11 protein-coding genes are annotated in these 15,614 nt (G+C 67.8%); 3 read left to right on the top strand and 8 right to left on the bottom strand.

Annotated features, from left to right (window positions below; translation table 11 throughout):
- Positions 1 to 42: 42 nt before the first annotated feature.
- Genes O1A05_RS07405 through O1A05_RS07395 form a run of 3 tightly spaced genes read right to left on the bottom strand, consistent with a single transcriptional unit; the run spans position 43 to position 3,736 of the window.
- Positions 43 to 1,446, bottom strand: coding sequence for a dihydrolipoamide acetyltransferase family protein (locus tag O1A05_RS07405; RefSeq protein WP_270107389.1), 1,404 nt, complete (start codon positions 1,444 to 1,446; stop codon positions 43 to 45).
- Between the two features lie 2 nt (positions 1,447 to 1,448).
- Positions 1,449 to 2,543, bottom strand: a complete 1,095-nt coding sequence (locus O1A05_RS07400) for an alpha-ketoacid dehydrogenase subunit beta (RefSeq protein WP_270107388.1) — start codon at positions 2,541 to 2,543, stop codon at positions 1,449 to 1,451.
- A complete protein-coding gene (locus tag O1A05_RS07395; protein WP_442867681.1) occupies positions 2,540 to 3,736 on the bottom strand; it encodes a thiamine pyrophosphate-dependent enzyme in 1,197 nt (398 codons plus the stop codon). Before O1A05_RS07395 ends, O1A05_RS07400 begins: the two co-directional genes overlap by 4 nt.
- 178 nt (positions 3,737 to 3,914) lie before the next feature.
- On the opposite strand from O1A05_RS07395, the gene O1A05_RS07390 reads away from it, so the two are divergent.
- Positions 3,915 to 4,388, top strand: coding sequence for an Lrp/AsnC family transcriptional regulator (locus tag O1A05_RS07390; protein ID WP_270107387.1), 474 nt, complete (start codon positions 3,915 to 3,917; stop codon positions 4,386 to 4,388).
- Between the two features lies 1 nt (position 4,389).
- Here O1A05_RS07390 and O1A05_RS07385 read toward each other — a convergent pair whose 3' ends face one another.
- Positions 4,390 to 5,664, bottom strand: a complete 1,275-nt coding sequence (locus O1A05_RS07385) for an MFS transporter (RefSeq protein ID WP_270107386.1) — start codon at positions 5,662 to 5,664, stop codon at positions 4,390 to 4,392.
- 48 nt (positions 5,665 to 5,712) lie between these two features.
- Here O1A05_RS07385 and O1A05_RS07380 point away from each other — a divergent pair, with 48 nt between their 5' ends.
- Complete coding sequence (locus O1A05_RS07380) at positions 5,713 to 7,176, top strand: NCS2 family permease (RefSeq protein ID WP_270107385.1); 1,464 nt, start codon at positions 5,713 to 5,715, stop codon at positions 7,174 to 7,176.
- A gap of 27 nt (positions 7,177 to 7,203) precedes the next feature.
- Here the strand turns inward: O1A05_RS07380 and O1A05_RS07375 are convergent, their stop codons facing one another.
- On the bottom strand, positions 7,204 to 8,508 hold the full coding sequence (locus O1A05_RS07375) for a glycine cleavage T C-terminal barrel domain-containing protein (RefSeq protein ID WP_270107384.1): 1,305 nt from the start codon (positions 8,506 to 8,508) through the stop codon (positions 7,204 to 7,206).
- 305 nt (positions 8,509 to 8,813) lie between these two features.
- On the opposite strand from O1A05_RS07375, the gene O1A05_RS07370 reads away from it, so the two are divergent.
- On the top strand, positions 8,814 to 11,048 hold the full coding sequence (locus tag O1A05_RS07370; protein ID WP_270107383.1) for a S9 family peptidase: 2,235 nt from the start codon (positions 8,814 to 8,816) through the stop codon (positions 11,046 to 11,048).
- 7 nt (positions 11,049 to 11,055) lie between these two features.
- On the opposite strand, the gene O1A05_RS07365 is transcribed toward O1A05_RS07370, so the two are convergent.
- From O1A05_RS07365 to O1A05_RS07355, 3 genes are read right to left on the bottom strand one after another with little or no spacing between them, the layout of a single operon-like run.
- Entirely contained in the window at positions 11,056 to 14,223 is a 3,168-nt protein-coding gene (locus O1A05_RS07365) for an FtsX-like permease family protein (RefSeq protein ID WP_270107382.1), read from the bottom strand.
- Positions 14,220 to 14,957, bottom strand: coding sequence for an ABC transporter ATP-binding protein (locus O1A05_RS07360; protein ID WP_270107381.1), 738 nt, complete (start codon positions 14,955 to 14,957; stop codon positions 14,220 to 14,222). Before O1A05_RS07360 ends, O1A05_RS07365 begins: the two co-directional genes overlap by 4 nt.
- Entirely contained in the window at positions 14,954 to 15,526 is a 573-nt protein-coding gene (locus tag O1A05_RS07355) for a PadR family transcriptional regulator (RefSeq protein WP_270107380.1), read from the bottom strand. Before O1A05_RS07355 ends, O1A05_RS07360 begins: the two co-directional genes overlap by 4 nt.
- Positions 15,527 to 15,614 lie beyond the last annotated feature (88 nt).

The following is a 15,614-nucleotide window of genomic DNA, read 5'->3' as shown; positions in this document are numbered from 1 at the left end:
GACCACGCGCAGTGGTCGGCCCGTCGGATGGCGGCACCCGGTTCAGAGGTCCGCGAGTGCTGAGGCGGGGTTCTCCATCGCCCGGGCCACCATGGTCAGGAACGCTGATGCGGTTCCGCCGTCGGTGACTCGATGGTCGAAGGACAGGGTGAGCTCGGTGACCTTTCGCACCAGGATCTGCCCGTCCACCACCCAAGGACGGTCGATGATCCGGCCCACGCCCAGGATCGCCACCTCGGGGGCGTTGATGATGGCGGCCGCGCCGTCGGTGCCGAACACCCCGTAGTTGTTCAGGGTGAAGGTGCCGCGAGTGAGCTCGGCCGGGGTGCACTTGCCGTCCCGGGCCTTGGCGACCAGCTCGGCGATGGCGGTGTTCAGCTCGCGGGCCGTGAGCTTCTCGGCATGCTCGATCGCAGGCACCACGAGTCCGCGGTCGGTCTGGGCGGCCAGGCCGAGGTTGATCCCGTCGAAGTGCAGGATCTCCTCCCCGGTGTCGCCCTCCCCCACCACACGGGAGTTCATCACCGGGTAGCGCTGCAGCGCGGCCGTGGTGAACCGGGCGATCAGCGCCAGCAGGCTGGGCGCGGTGGCGGCGTCCTGGGCTTTCAGGTCCGCGCGCAGCTCCACCAGTTTCGTGACATCGACGTCGAGCCAGGCGGTGGCCTCCGGAATGGTGCGACGCGAGCGCACCATCTGCTCGGCGACCATCTTGCGCACCCCCTTGACCGGGATGCGCTCGGCAATGCCCAGCCCGGAGCGTGCGTCGACGTCATCCACCGGTGCCGCAGTCGCGGCGGGAGCGCTCTGCACTGGCTCGGAAGCAGCTGTGCCCGCCACTGCCGCCTCGACGTCGGCGCGCAGGATCAGCCCGTCCGGGCCGGAACCCTGCAGGGTGGCCAGGTCGATCCCGTGCCGGCGGGCCAGGCCGCGGACCAGAGGGGAGATGACCCGCGGAGCACGCCCCGCCGGAGCAGCACTCGGTGCTGCCGGTACCGAGGCGGACGCGGAGCTCTTGCGGGCCCGGGTGCGGCCGGTGGCTTTTGCCCCGGTGGTGCCGTAGCCGATGAGCACGGAGCCGGAGCCCTCGTCGTCGGCCTCCACGTTCGAATCCTGCTCGGGCTTGACCCCGGCCTGCTCCTCCTCGCGGTAGCTCAGCGCACCGGGCTGTTCAGTAGCTGGCTCTGTGCTCGGGCCCGCGCCATCATCCCCCGGGTCGCCCACGGTGATCAGCGGGGCGTCGACTTCCATGGTGTCGCCCTCGGCACCATGCAGAGTGAGCACGGTGCCAGCGTAGGGGCAGGGCACCTCGACGAGAGCCTTGGCGGTCTCCACCTCGGCGATGGGCTGGTCGACCACGACCACATCGCCCTCGGCCACCAGCCAGCGCACGAGCTCGGCCTCGGTGAGGCCCTCACCCAGATCGGGGAGATCAAATGTCTGCGCCATGATCACCGCACTCCTTCCGGCGTACGCAGCGCCGTCTCGTCCCATTGCAGATCATCGATCGCGTCCAGAATCCGGTCGACGTTGGGCAGGTGGTACTTCTCCAGCATCGGTGCGGGGTAGGGGATGTCGAACCCCGTCACCCGCAGCACCGGTGCGGCCAGCGAGTGGAAGCAGCGCTGCTGAATCCGCGCCACCAGCTCAGAGGCCACCGAGGCGAAGCCCTGCGGCTCGGCGACGACGACGGCGCGACCGGTCTTCTCCACGGAGGCGGCCAGGGTGTCCTCGTCCAGTGGGTTGATGGTGCGCAGGTCCACCACTTCGACGCTGCGGCCTTCCTGGGCGGCGGCTTCGGCGGCCGCCAGGCAGGTGACCACCGAGGGGCCGTAGGTCACCAGGGTGACGTCGTCGCCAGTGCGGGCCACCGAGGCACGCGCCCAAGCCTCGCCCTGGTCGCGGGCGGACTCGACCTTCGCCCAACGGGCTTCGAACTCGGCGCGCAGCTCCTCCAGGGAAACCTCAGATTTCGTCCAGTACAGCTTCTTCGGCTCCATGAACACCACGGGGTCGTCGAGTCGGATCGCAGCGCGCAGCATCAGGTACGCATCCGACACCGTGGCCGGGGTGTACACCTTCAGTCCCGGGGTGTGCGCGTAGTAGGACTCGGAGGAATCGCAGTGGTGCTCCACCCCGCCGATGCCGCCGCCGTAGGGAATTCGGATGGTGATCGGCAGCGGCGCCCGGCCCTTGGTGCGGTTGCGCATCTTGGCGATGTGCGAGGCGATCTGCTCAAACGCCGGGTAGGCGAAGGCGTCAAACTGCATCTCGATGACGGGGCGCGCCCCGCCCAGCGCCATGCCGACCGCGGTGCCGGCGATGCCGGATTCGGCCAGCGGGGTGTCGAAGCAGCGGGATTCCCCGAACTGTTGGGTGAGCCCCTCGGTGATACGGAAGACTCCGCCCAGGGTGCCGACGTCCTCGCCGAACACCACCACCATGTCGTTGTCCGCCATCTCGTCGGCGAGCGCGGCATTCAGGGCGGCGGCGAAGGTCACCGCCGACTGCTTGGTGCTCTTGGTCGTGGTCGTCGCGGTGCTCATGATGCGGCTCCTTCGCGCTCGAGTTCCTCCGCCAGCTGCGCGCGCTGGGCGGCCAGCTGCGGGGTCTGCACGGTGTAGACGTGGTCAAACAGTTCCAGGGGATGCAGTTCTGGTTGCACGCTCATCGCCTCGCGCAACCCCCGGGCCACGTCCTCAGCGGCTTCCGTGATCTCGGTTTCGACGTCGTCGTTCAGCACATTCGCCTCAGTCAGGTAGGTGCGCATCCGCTTCAGCGGGTCCTTATGCTGCCATTCGGCGACTTCCTCGTCGTGGCGGTAACGGGTGGCGTCGTCGGCGTTGGTATGCGCCTGCATCCGGTAGGTGTCCGCCTCCACCAAGAAGGGGCCACCTCCCTCGCGGCACAGCGAGACCGCCCGACCCAGCACGGCCAGCAGCGCAGCCAGGTCGTTGCCGTCCACTCGCTCGCCGGCCACGCCATACCCCACCGCTTTATGAGCAATGGACGGCGCTGCGGTCTGTTTCGCGATCGGCACCGAGATCGCGTACTTGTTGTTCTGCACGAAGAAGATCACCGGGAGCTTGAACACCGCGGCGAAGTTCAGCGCCTCATGGAAGTCACCCTCGGAGGTGCCGCCGTCACCCACCATGCCCAGTACCACGGTGTCCTCGCCCTTGAGTCGGGCCGCCTGGGCCAGACCGACGGCGTGCAGCAGCTGGGTGGTCAGCGGAGTGGACTGCGCGGCGGTGCGGTGTTCGATCGGGTCGTAGCCGCAGTGCCAGTCACCGCGGAACGAGGTCATCACGTCCAGAGGCGCAACGCCGCGGGCCAGCACCGCCACGGTGTCACGGTAGGTGGGGAAGAGCCAGTCGCGGGCGTCGAGGCAGAGTGCGGCCGCCACCTCCGAGGCCTCCTGGCCGTGCGACGACGGGTACACGGCCATCCGCCCCTGGCGGACCAGCGCGTGATTCTGGTCGTTCACGCGGCGCCCGATCACCAGCTGTCGGTACGCGTTCAGCAGCGTTTCATGATCGGGCATCGGGTACTCATGCCCGGGCGTGCTGCCCTGTTCCTCCACCGGCAGCAGGGCGCCTTCGGGAGAAATCAGCTGGATGCGCCCGTGGGTGGGCAGCAAGTAGTCTTCAATCGTGATGCCGAACGACTGGGCCGACTGTTCGGCCCAGGGCACCTCAGTGGTCGTCCGGTCGGCGTCCTGCTCTGCAGTCACGCGGATCACATCCTTCCCCTCAACACATCTCGTGCTTTCATTGTCCCGTTCATGCACGATCGTCCGAGGTTTTTCGGAATTTCCCAGACAGATCGATCACCATCCGTGCAATCTCGAAAACATTTTGATACTGTGAGCCCAGTCACATAAACAGTTCTGGCATTCGAATGGACCCGAGGTACCCATGGTGAGCCTGACCCCCTCCGTGGCGGAGGATCTGGACGACGTCGATCTGCGCATCATCTCCGCGCTGACCCAAGACGGGCGCATGGCAGTGGCCGCGCTCGCCGAGCACGTTCATGTCTCCCGCGCCCACTGCTATGCGCGCCTGCGGCGCCTGCAGGATTCGGGGGTGATTACCGGGTATTCCGCAGTGATTGACCCGGTGAAAATCGGCCTGGGAGCCTCCGCCCACGTGATGCTGAAACTGCGTCAACACAACTGGCGCGCGCTGAAGGCCGCACTGCTGAAGATCCCGGAGGTTTGGCACGTCTCGCTGGTGGGCGGGAACATGGATGTGCTGCTCCTGGTGCGTGCAGGATCGATTTCAGACCTGCGGACCGTCGTCTTCGACCAGATTCAGACCCTGCCCGGCGTCGTCGACACCCAGACGTACATGATCTTCGAGGACATCGAGTCGCGCACCGCCCTGGAGTGAATCAGCGGGGCACGGGATCCGTCGGAGGTTCAGCCACCGGGCCCGGGCCGCCGGGGAGCGTGCGCGCGAAGATCAGCGCCCCGAGACCTGCGAGTCCGGCCAGCGCCCAGATCCCAGTGGCCAACGAGGCCACGGCGGTCACCCCGGCCACCAGCATCGGGCCGAGAAGGAATCCGGCGTCAGAAAGTAACCGCCACAGCCCGAGGAACTGGGCGCGACCCTGCGGCGGGGAATAGTCCGCACCCAAGGTCATCACGATGCCGGCCCCGAAGCCGTTGCCCAACCCGATCAGCACCGCGGCCACCATCAGCCAGCCGGCCGAACCGGCGAACGGCACCACCGCCATGCCCACCGCGAGCACGGCCAGGCAGGGCACAGCGACCATGCGGCGTCCACGGCGGTCCATCAGCGTGCCGGCCGGATAGAACATCAGGGTATCCACCGCCCCCGCCAGGCCGTAGATCAGCGAGGCCTGAGCCGGGGAAAGCCCGAGATGCTCGGCCCACAAGGGAATCACCGCGGAACGGGAGGCACGGGTAGCCGCTAGGCACAGCACCCCGATCCCCGAGGAGAGCAGCACCTTCCAGTAGCGCCGGGCCAGGGCGCGCATGGTCGGCTGGGTGACCGCGTCCAGCGCCTCTGCAGGGCTGACCGGGCTGGGCTGGTCCTGGGTGGGGGCACGCCCGGGTTCGAGCTCCTGGATCCACAGGCTGATCACCATGGCCGCGCCCATCGCCGTCGCGCCCACCGCAAACGCGCCCTGCAGTCCCATCAGCGCCTGCACGCCCGCCCCGAGGAAGGGGCCGGCGAACATGCCGATGCGCATCATCCCGCCCAGGAGTGACATGGCCCGGGCCCGGTGACTGGGCGGCACCGCCACCGCCAGATACGACTGCCGCGCCAGATTGAACCCAGCCCCGGCCATGCCGATCATCAGAATCCCGGCCAGGTAGCCGGTGAACGCCGGGGTGCCTGTCACGCCGAACCAGCCGGCCACCGTCCACCAGCTGAGCAGCACCCCCAGGGTGCCCCAGGCGGCGGAGACGATGATGGTGGTGCGTTCGCCGGCCCGGGCGGCCAGATGCGCGGCCGGGGCGTTGGCGATCAGGGAGCCCACGCCGATCAGGGTGACCGACGCTGCCGCGAGCGCGAACGTGGCCCCAAAATACGACGCCGCCGCGGCGATCGCCGGGGTCACCGCACCCACGCCGAGCGAATAGACCAGCGACGGCGCGTAGATCTGGAAGGCCCGGGACAGCGGTGCGTCGTCTCTCATACCGGGTGCCATTCTTCCTCCACGTGCGAATACCATTACGATATCTGCATGGCGATCACCACTGTGAACACTGATCCGAACGCGCGCCCCCGCAACGGCGTCGACCGATACTTCAAAATCTCCGAACGCAGCTCGACGTTCGGTCGAGAGGTACGCGGCGGCATCGCCACGTTCCTCGCGATGAGCTACATCATCGTCCTCAACCCGCTGGTGCTCTCCGGTCCCGACGCCGCTGGCAACACCCTGGGCATCCCCCAGGTCGCCTCGATCACTGCACTGCTGGCCGGCATCACCACGATCGCCATGGGCCTGTGGGCCCGCCACCCCTTCGCATTGGCCGCCGGTCTCGGTATTAACGCGTTCCTCGCCGTCACCATTGCCACCACCCCGAATCTGACCTGGCCCGAGGTGATGGGTCTGGTGGTGCTCGCCGGACTCGTGATGGTGGTGCTGGTGGCCACCGGGTTCCGCCAGGCGGTGTTCAATGCGGTGCCGGAAGCACTGAAAACCGGCATTGTGGTCGGCATCGGCCTGTTCATCGCCCTGATCGGTTTGGTGAATGCCGGGTTCGTGCGCCGTCTCCCCGACGCCGCCGGCACCACGGTTCCGGTGGGTCTGGGCACCGGCGGCGAGCTCAACGGCTGGCCGGTGCTGGTGTTCGTGATCGGTCTGCTGGTGACCGCCATCCTGGTGATCCGCAAAGTCCGAGGCGCCATCCTGATCGGCATTGTGGTGGCCACCGTGCTCGCCAACATCCTGGAAGCGGTGTTTCACGTGGGCGCCTCCAGCGCGGACAACCCGCTGGGCTGGTCGCTCGTCGCGCCGAGCCTCGAAGGCTGGTCGGCACCGGATCTGTCGCTGTTGGGCGAGGTTTCCCTGTTCGGCGCCTTCACCTCATTGGGCCCGGTGATCGCCTCACTGCTGGTGTTCGCCATTCTGCTCTCGGTCTTTTTCGACGCGATGGGCACCTCGGTGGGCATTGCCCGCGAGGCCGGCAACGTGGACGAGCAGGGTAATATTCCACACCTGAACCGAGTGCTGATGGTCGACGCACTGGCGGTGTCGGCTGGTGGTGCGGGCTCCGGCTCGGCCAACCAGATCTTCGTCGAGTCCGGCACCGGGGTGGGCGAGGGGGCACGCACCGGTTTCGCTTCGATCATCACCGGCGCCCTGTTCCTGGTGGCCATGTTCCTGACGCCGCTGATCCACCTGGTGCCCTTCGAAGCGGTCGCGCCCGCGCTCGTGGTCGTCGGGTTCATGATGGTCACCCAGGCCGTGCACATCGATTGGAGCGACTGGGGTGCCGCCCTGCCGGCCTTCTTGACGTTCATCCTGATGCCGTTCACCTACTCGATCGCCAATGGCATCGGAGCCGGCATGATCGCCTACGCCGTGATTCGTACCGGGCAGGGTCGCGCCAGAGAGGTCCACCCGCTGCTCTGGGTGGTGGCCGCCGCCTTCGTGCTGTACTTCGGGCTCGGCGTGTTCCGCGGGATCTTCGGTCTGGAGTAGACCCGACGGGGCGTGCGGTCGGCCAGGCTAGAAGGCGGCGTCGAGCCCTTTCTGCTTCAGGATTTCGCGCTGGTTCGGGTTCACCGAGGGCCGGAACGGCACCTCCACTACTTCGGCGCGCTCCGGAATTCCGGGGTTTTCCACGTACTGATCCGGAAGGTGCACCCAGAACTCGGTGCCTAGGGCGGTGGATTCCACTGGTACGTGTGCCAGGGCGATATTGCACTCCAGCTCCGGGGAATACCAGGGCGAGGTGATGTAGCCGACCGGTTTGTCTTCCGGGTTCGCACTGATCAGCCAGAAATCCGGGGCGTAGTCGTCAATCGGTCGTCCGCCGAGCTTCAGCCCCACCAACTGGGTTTTGTACGGTGGCCGACCCGCCTCAATCTGGGCGCGTGCGGACTCGAGTGCGGCCTTGCCGATATAGTTCGCCGACTTCATGCGTGGCACCTGATACCCCAGATTCACCTGGAACGGGAGCGTTTCGACGTCCATGTCCTGCCCCCAGGAGAGGATACCGGCGGCGATGCGCCGATGGTGCGCCGGGGCCACCACGCGCAGTCGGTGCCGATCCCCCGCCCCCACCACCGCACTCCACAGGTCCTCCGCGTGCTGCGTGGCATCACGCAGGTACACCTCATACCCCTTCTCCCCGGTGAAACCCGTTTGAGAAATGACGACGTCGCGGCCGGCAATCTGGGTGGCATGCAAACCGTAACTGGGGATCTCGCGGGCTACCGGACCGATCAGATCCTCGAGCAGGTCCACCGATTTCGGCCCCTGAATCTGCACGGGAGCGACGTCGATTTCTGCAATGTCAACGTCGAAGCGCCGCCCCACATTCACCCCCTGCAACCACAGCATCAGGTCGGAATCGGAGAGGCTGAACCAGAACTCGTCCTCGGCCAGCCGCAACAGCACCGGGTCATTGAGGATGCCGCCGGACTCGTTGCACAGAATCACATAGCGGGCGCGCATCACCGGAATCCGGGTGGCATCGCGGGTAATGACGAAATCGACGAACTTTTCGGCGTCGGGACCTTTGACCTGAATTTGCCGTTCGACGGCGACATTCCACAGCGTGACGTCGTTGACGAGGGATTCGTATTCCACGGACATGCCACCCTCCTCGCGCGGCACGTAACCGCGGGGGTGGTACATCCGGTTGTACACGGAGGCCCGCCAGCACCCGTGCTCCATCGACAGCGCCCAATACGGGGACTTGCGCACCCGGGTATCAATGAGCATTTCCACGGGCGTGGGGCCGGACTGGCGGAGGTTGATCGGAACGAGACGGTCGCTCTGATCGACGGAAGGCACGTTGTAATTCATGATTCCTCCTGAGCTCCGGTGATGGAGTTCTCCCTTATGAAACTTGAATCCCAGACCATTCCAGGTGCGGTCAGTCTACGACCGGTGATCACGGGGCACAAGGGTGTTCCAGAGCGTACTTCAGCGCCCGCAGGACGAGAGCTTCACGCCCGAGGACCCCTGGGAGAAACCAGAGGGCTTCCGGATCAGCCGCGTACCACAGGGGTGCCGCCTCGGATCACCGGCGTCGTCGATGTTGACCAGCTGCGCCGGGAAGCCGAGCGACAACGTTCTCGCGACGGCCGTGGCGCGCTACTGTGGTGCCCATGACCCACCACACCACCGGCACTGACACGACCACGCCCGTCGCAGCCTCCGCCACCGCGCCCGTTGCTGAAACTCGCCCCGTCCAGCGCACGCACCACGGGATCACCGTCACCGACGATTTCGACTGGCTGCGAGATAAGGACTCCGACGACGTGCTGGCGCACCTGCACGCCGAGAACGCCTACACCGAATCGCTCACCGCCGATCAACAGCCGCTACGCGAGGCCATTTTCGCGGAGATCAAGTCGCACACCGTGGAGACCGATCTCTCCGTGCCTTCCCGCCGCGACGGCTGGTGGTACTTCTCCCGCACCGAAGAGGGCCAGCAGTACGCGATCCACTGCCGGGTGCCCGCATCCGACACCGGCGACGCCGAAGCCGACTGGACGCCCCCGGTCATCGAGCGCGGCGTGGCCCTAGACGGCGAGGAAGTCATTTTCGACGCCAACCGGGAAGCCGAGGGCACCGCGTTCTTCGCCCTGGGCGGGTTGGCGGTGAGCCGAGACGGCACCCTGCTGGCCTACGCCGTCGACACCACCGGCGATGAGCGATTCACGCTGCGGGTCCGGCGTCTCGACACCGGGGAGGAGCTGGGCGACGTCGTCGAGAATGTCTCCTACGGGCTGGCCTTCGATCCGACTGGCGAGCGGATTTTCTACATGGTTCCCGATGACACCTGGCGTCCGTACCAGTTGTGGACGCTGAATCTGGGCGGGGAATCCGAGCTGCTGCACCAGGAGGACGACCCCGGGTTCTGGACGGGATTTGACCTGTCCGCCGAGCGAGACCAGCTGGTGATCGGCAGCGGCAACTCCGAGGTAGCCGAGACCTGGATTCTGGATCTGACCGACCCGACAGCCCGGCCCGAACGTCTGGTCTCGCGCGAGCACCAGATGCTGCACAGCATAGACCCGGTACGGCTCGACGGCGCCCCGCACTACCTGGTGACCCACGACCGGGACCTCGCAACGCAGAATCCGGCGCCGAACAACATGGTCTCGGTGGTGGCCGCGGAGCAGATCACCGACCCGAGCGCTTGGCACACCGTGCTGCCGCATTCGCCCACCGTCAAGATCGACGGGGTGCACCCGAACCGCACGCACCTGATGATCGCCGCACGGGCAGACACCACCCCGCGCACGCTGATCCTGCCGCTGTCCGAGTTGCCCGCCGAGAGATCTGCCGGGCACCCGTGCCCCACGGAGCCGCGGTTCGGTGAGGAACTGTACTCGGCGGAACTAGCATCAGCACCCTTTGACTCCCCGTTCATCCGGCTCGCGTACTCCTCCTGGGTGACCCCCGACCAGGTGCTCGACTACGCGCTCGCCACCGGGGAAACGCTGCTGCGCCGGGCCACCGAGGTTCCGGGTTACGACCCGAACCAGTACCTGGTGGAGCGGTGGTGGGCTCCGGCCGAATCCACCGACCGTCGTGTGGCCATTCCGCTCACGGTGATCCGGCATCGCGACGTCGAATGGAACGGCTCCAACCCCTGCGTGGTGTACGGCTACGGCTCCTACGAGGCATCGATGGACCCCGGGTTCGCGGCGTCGCGGCTGTCACTGCTGGACCGGGGCGTGGTGTATGTCGTCGCCCATGTGCGCGGCGGCGGCGAGCTGGGCCGCGCCTGGTACGACCAGGGGAAGAAGCTGCACAAGAAGAACACGTTCACCGATTTTGTGGACGCCACCCGGTTCGTGGCGTCCTCCGGGTGGGTAGATCCTGACCGCATCGGCTGCATGGGCGGCTCCGCGGGCGGGCTGCTCATGGGCGCGGTGCTGAACCTGGCACCGGAGCTGTACCGGGTGTGCGTGGCCCAGGTGCCGTTCGTGGACGCACTCACCTCGATCCTGGATCCGGACCTGCCCCTCTCGGCCCTGGAATGGGAGGAGTGGGGCAATCCGATCGCCGACGAGCAGGTGTACCGCTATATGGCCGAGTACACCCCGTATGAGAACGTGCGGGCCGTGAACTACCCGGCGATTGCGGCCATGACCTCGTTGCACGACACCCGGGTGCTCTATGTGGAGCCTGCGAAATGGGTGCAGCAGTTGCGGCGCACCGTCACCTCGGATCAGGCCACGGCCCTGCGCGACGGCGGCTCCCCGGTGGTGCTGCGTACCGAGATGGACGGCGGTCACGGTGGGGCCTCCGGGCGCTACCGCTCCTGGGAGGAGCGCGCCTGGGAGTACGCGTTCCTGCTCACCGGGTTGGGGCTCGACGTCGAACACTGACCCGCAGCTACCGGGCGCTGAACCGGGCCGGGGTGACCGCCCAGGTGACCCCGGCCGCCACCACAGGCAGCGCCACGGTGAGGGCCAGCAGCTGCCACCACGGGATCCACGCCAGGGTGAGGTCGGTGATCAGCTGCATGGCGGCGAACGGCAGCACCCCGGCCACCGTGCCCAGCACCAGGCTGACCACCATGGCGGTAAACATCTGGGCGGCGGCCATGGTTTTGCGCGCGCTGGGGGCGGCGCCGATGGCGTCCAGGGCGCGGTGGTCGCGGCGGGCATCGGCCATCGCCAGCCCGGCGAGGATGCCCGCGGCGGTGAGCACCAACAGCGCCACGATCCCGGCCACGATCCACAGCGAGGACTGGACCCAGTCCGGTCCCGAATCCCCCGAGCTCACCCAGAGGTCATCCTGCTCCAGGGCTAGGGTGAACAGCTCCCACTGCTCGGCGTTGGGCTCCTGCGCGAAGCGCACCACCATGCCGCTCGGATTCAGCAGTGGTTCGGCCCAGTCGATGCGGTCCTGCGGTACGACGACGCCGATCTCGCTGAAGGCGGACGGGGCCACGCCCGCCACCGCCGGCACGGACCGGGTGTCCTTCGGCTCCCACAGCATCCCGCGCTGATCCGCGATCGGCGACATCGCCAACACCTGCTCGCCGTCGTCGCTGGCACCGATCACCGCATAGTCCTCAGCATCGGCGTCGACGCTCAGCCCCGGCACCTTGTGCAGGTCCGTGTCGAACCGGCCCAGCGTCACCGTGTCGTCGTCGGCGAGCAGCATCGGGTCCAGCACCACGGCCTGTCCGCGCTCATAGGCGGCGGTGACTTCCGGGTCGTCGCCCCAGAGCTCGGTGGGACTCGGATCGTCCAGGTCGGTCACCGCGATCTGACTGGGACCGAAGTACGCGCCGAACATCGAGAAGGAACTGTAGCCGAAGGAGTTGCAGGCGGCGGCCTGGCTGCGCGTCCGCTCGCCGATGGCGCGATCCAGGGTGAGGTAACGCTCGGTCAAGGTGGCGTCATCTGGAACCGGCAGGGCGCAGGCGGAATCTGTCGGAGTCAGCGCGTGGATCTCCTCGCAGTCCACCATTCCGTAGCTCAGGCAGTCCTGCACCACCTGGGAGTAGAACCGGGTCCCGCTGAGCTGTAGCCCGGCGGTGCGTGCCGCGGCCTCCACCGCGGCGCGGGCCTCGGCCGGGGTATGGGTGACCAGGCCCTCGTCATAGCCCTCGGCCTCGGTGTCGATCCCGGCTTCCTGGTCGGCAACCTGAAGCATCTCGCGTTCGAGGTCGGTGGTCAGGGTCAGCACGCCCAGGTGCGCGCCTGAGGGGCGCTGGGCGTCGTCGCTCGACACCGTCTCATAGGCATTCAGGCTGGATCCGGTGAGGCTGAGGGTGGCCGCGCCCAGACAGGCGGCGGCCACCATCGCCACGGTGATAGGCACGGTGCGGGAGCGGTTCCGGTCGGCGTCGCGGGCGGCAATGCGCAGCGTCCACGGCAGCCGGGAGGCCGAGCGGGCCAGCCCGTGCAACACGGTGGGGATCAACAACAGGACCCCGACGATCAGCATGATCCCGGCCAGTACCACCACCATGCCGAGCGCCGGTACCCAAAGATTCAGCGCCCGGACCGTGGGAATGCTCATCCCGACGGCGGTGGCGACGACGAGGAACAGCAGCGCCGTGCCCACCAGGATGGCTCCGGCGACCCGCACCGGCGTTGATAGTCCGCGCCGTTCCCGGGCGCCGCCCTTGATCGCAGCCCAGGCATCCTGTGCGGCCACGGTGCGGGCGGGAATCCAGGCGGCCACCACGGAGACCACCACCCCGATCACCACCGTGGCCAGGATGATCCACCACGGGATGCTCGGCGGTTCGAAGACCAGCAGCCGAACCCGGCCGACCGCCCAGAGCGCGTAGGCCAGGGCGATCCCGACGACGGCTCCGCCGACCGCACCGATGAGCCCGCACCACAGCCCGGACAGGCCCATGGTGCCGCGCACGGTGGCCGGGCTGGCCCCGACCGCGGAGAGCATGGCGGTGGCCCGCTGCTGGGAGCGCGCGCCGACGGCGAAGGCGGCACCGGCCAGCAGCCCGGTTTCCACTAGCGCGAGGGTGCCGAGGAACAGGATGGAGGCGTAGCGTCCCGGGTCGTCATATCCGGTTCCCACGAGCCGCACCGCCTCAACAGGCGGGTTCTCGGCCACCGGACGGAACAGCACCTGCACCCCGGCATCGTGGAAGTTCAGGTAGCTGGCGTAGTCGGTGGGCACGTCCCCGGTGAGGTAGTAGGTGGTGGTGCCGTAGCCGGTGGAGAGTCGCTCGGTCACCGCCTGCGCCAGGTCCGAGTCGGGGTGCACAAACACGGTGGAGAAACTCTGGTCTCCGGTGAGCAGCACCTGCGGCCCGGCCTCGGCTGAGCCCTGCCGGTCCACCATGGTGCCGCCGATGTGCAGCGGAAGCCCGGCCAGGGTCGCCTCGCCCGGTGGGTCTCGGTCCAGGGTCGCGGCGTGCTCCGCCCGGCGTTCCAGCTCCGGGGCGTAGCCGCGCGAGACAGTCACGGTGTCCCCGGTTGGCACGGCGTCGTCGACCGCAATGAACCGCTCCGCCAGCGCGGGGTCGGTGAGGTCGGCGATGATCACCGAAACCTCCATGGTCATCCCGTTGCCCAGATCCAGCGGGGCATATCCCTCGGTCACCGGGTGCAGGGTCACTGTCTCCGGGAGCGCTGCGGCCAGGGAGTCGGCATCGCTGCCGGCGGGTGCAGGGAACTCATCCGCGTTCTCGCTGACCTCATCCCACCACGCCCCGGCGCCCTCGAATCCGCCCACATAGGGGTCCTCGAGCTCGTCCCGGTCGGCGAAGTAGCCCTCCGCGTACAACATCCCCGGGTGCGGGATACGGATCATGTCGGCCCCCGACGGGCTGACGTAGGCCGCAGCCCCCACGGAATCCACCTGCAGCGCCCCGTCGGTGCCGTACAGTTGGTTGTCGATCTGGCGCTGTGGGGTATAGGCGGTGCTGGCGGTGGTAATGGACTGCAGGGTCATCGCCAGCACGGGCAATCCGATGAGGGCAATGATCAGCGCGCTGCGCCAGCGGTCTCGACGCAGCTGCCGCCAGGACAGTCGCGCCGCCAACGAGCTGGGCCGCCTCCGGCCCCGGGCGCTCATCGCGACTCACCGCTTCGGTCTACGACGGCGCCGTCGCGCAAGTAGATCACTCGGTCCGCCCAGCCGGCGTGGCGGGCCTCGTGGGTGACGAGCATGACGGCGGCTCCGGCCTCCGCGCGGCGTCGCAGCAACGCCAGAATCTCTTCCCCGGTCACGGTATCCAGCGCCCCGGTGGGCTCATCGGCCAGAATCAGCCGACGGGAGCCGACCACCGCGCGGGCGATCGCGATCCGCTGCTGCTGGCCGCCGGAGAGCTCATCCAGGAACCGCTCGGCGAGGTCCTCCAGGCCCATTTCGCCGAGCACCTCCACCGCCTCGGTGCGAGCGTTAGCCGGGGTTGCGCCGTCGAGTTCTAAGGGCAGCGCCACGTTTTCCGCCGCCGTGAGCGTGGGGATCAGGTTGTACTCCTGAAACACGTAGCCCACGGAACGGCGCCGCAGTGCCGCTCGATCGGCCAGGCTCAGCCGCGTCAGCGGGGTGCCCTGCACGTAGATTTCCCCGGAGGTCACGGTGTCCAATCCGCCAGCCAGGGCCAGCAGCGAGGACTTGCCTGAGCCGGAGGGGCCCATCACCGCCACGAATTCTCCGGCGTCGAGGCTCAGGTTCACCTCCCGCAGGGCGGCCACCGAGGTGGGGCCGGTGCCGTAAATTTTGCTGACGTCCTGGAGTTGCAGCACTTGCCGGGGCCGAATGCCCGGGGCCGCGGGGCTGCCAAACGGGGTGGGGGTGATCATGATGCGCCGCCTTTCGACACGCTGGCCCCGCGCAGCAGGTGCGCCTCGCAGTGGTCCAGCCAATTGATGTCCGCCTCCGCGGAGAAGATGAGAGATTCCTGCACGAGCAGGCTGGCCAGTGCGGCGGGTTCGGCCGTACCGCCGCCCCCCGACACCTCGGCCAGCAGAGTCTGCTTGGTGCGGGTGAGAGTGCGTAGCGAAGCCACCGTGGCGGCGCGTTGTTCTTGAATGACGTCGCGGACCGCTTCCACCTCGTGGGTGACGACGGCGAGCGCCAGTTTGATCGCGAGCTCGCTGCGCGGCGGCGAGCTCGGTTGCAGCGGAGCGGAGAACCATGCGGAGAGCTCCTCGCGCCCGGCGGGGGTCAGGGCGAAAATGCGGTGGCCGTCGCCGTCGTCGCCGTCGTCGCGCACCAATCCGTCGCGCTCCAGCCGTTCCAGGGTGGTGTACACCTGGCCGATATTCAGAGGCCAGGTCCGCCCGGTGGCTTCCTCGAACTCGGCGCGCAGCTGGTATCCGTAGGCGGGGCCGCGGTGCAGCAGCGCCAGCAGTGAATGTTTGACCGACACGACGCGCCCCTTTCCGAAGACCAACCGCCAGGTGTATATCGAGTATGCATACTCAGTATCCAGCCGGTCAAGGCACGATTCGGTCACG

The sequence above is a fragment of the Citricoccus sp. NR2 genome, from assembly GCF_027594385.1.
Lineage (GTDB): Bacteria > Actinomycetota > Actinomycetes > Actinomycetales > Micrococcaceae > CmP2.
This window is presented reverse-complemented; position numbering and strand designations above follow the sequence as displayed.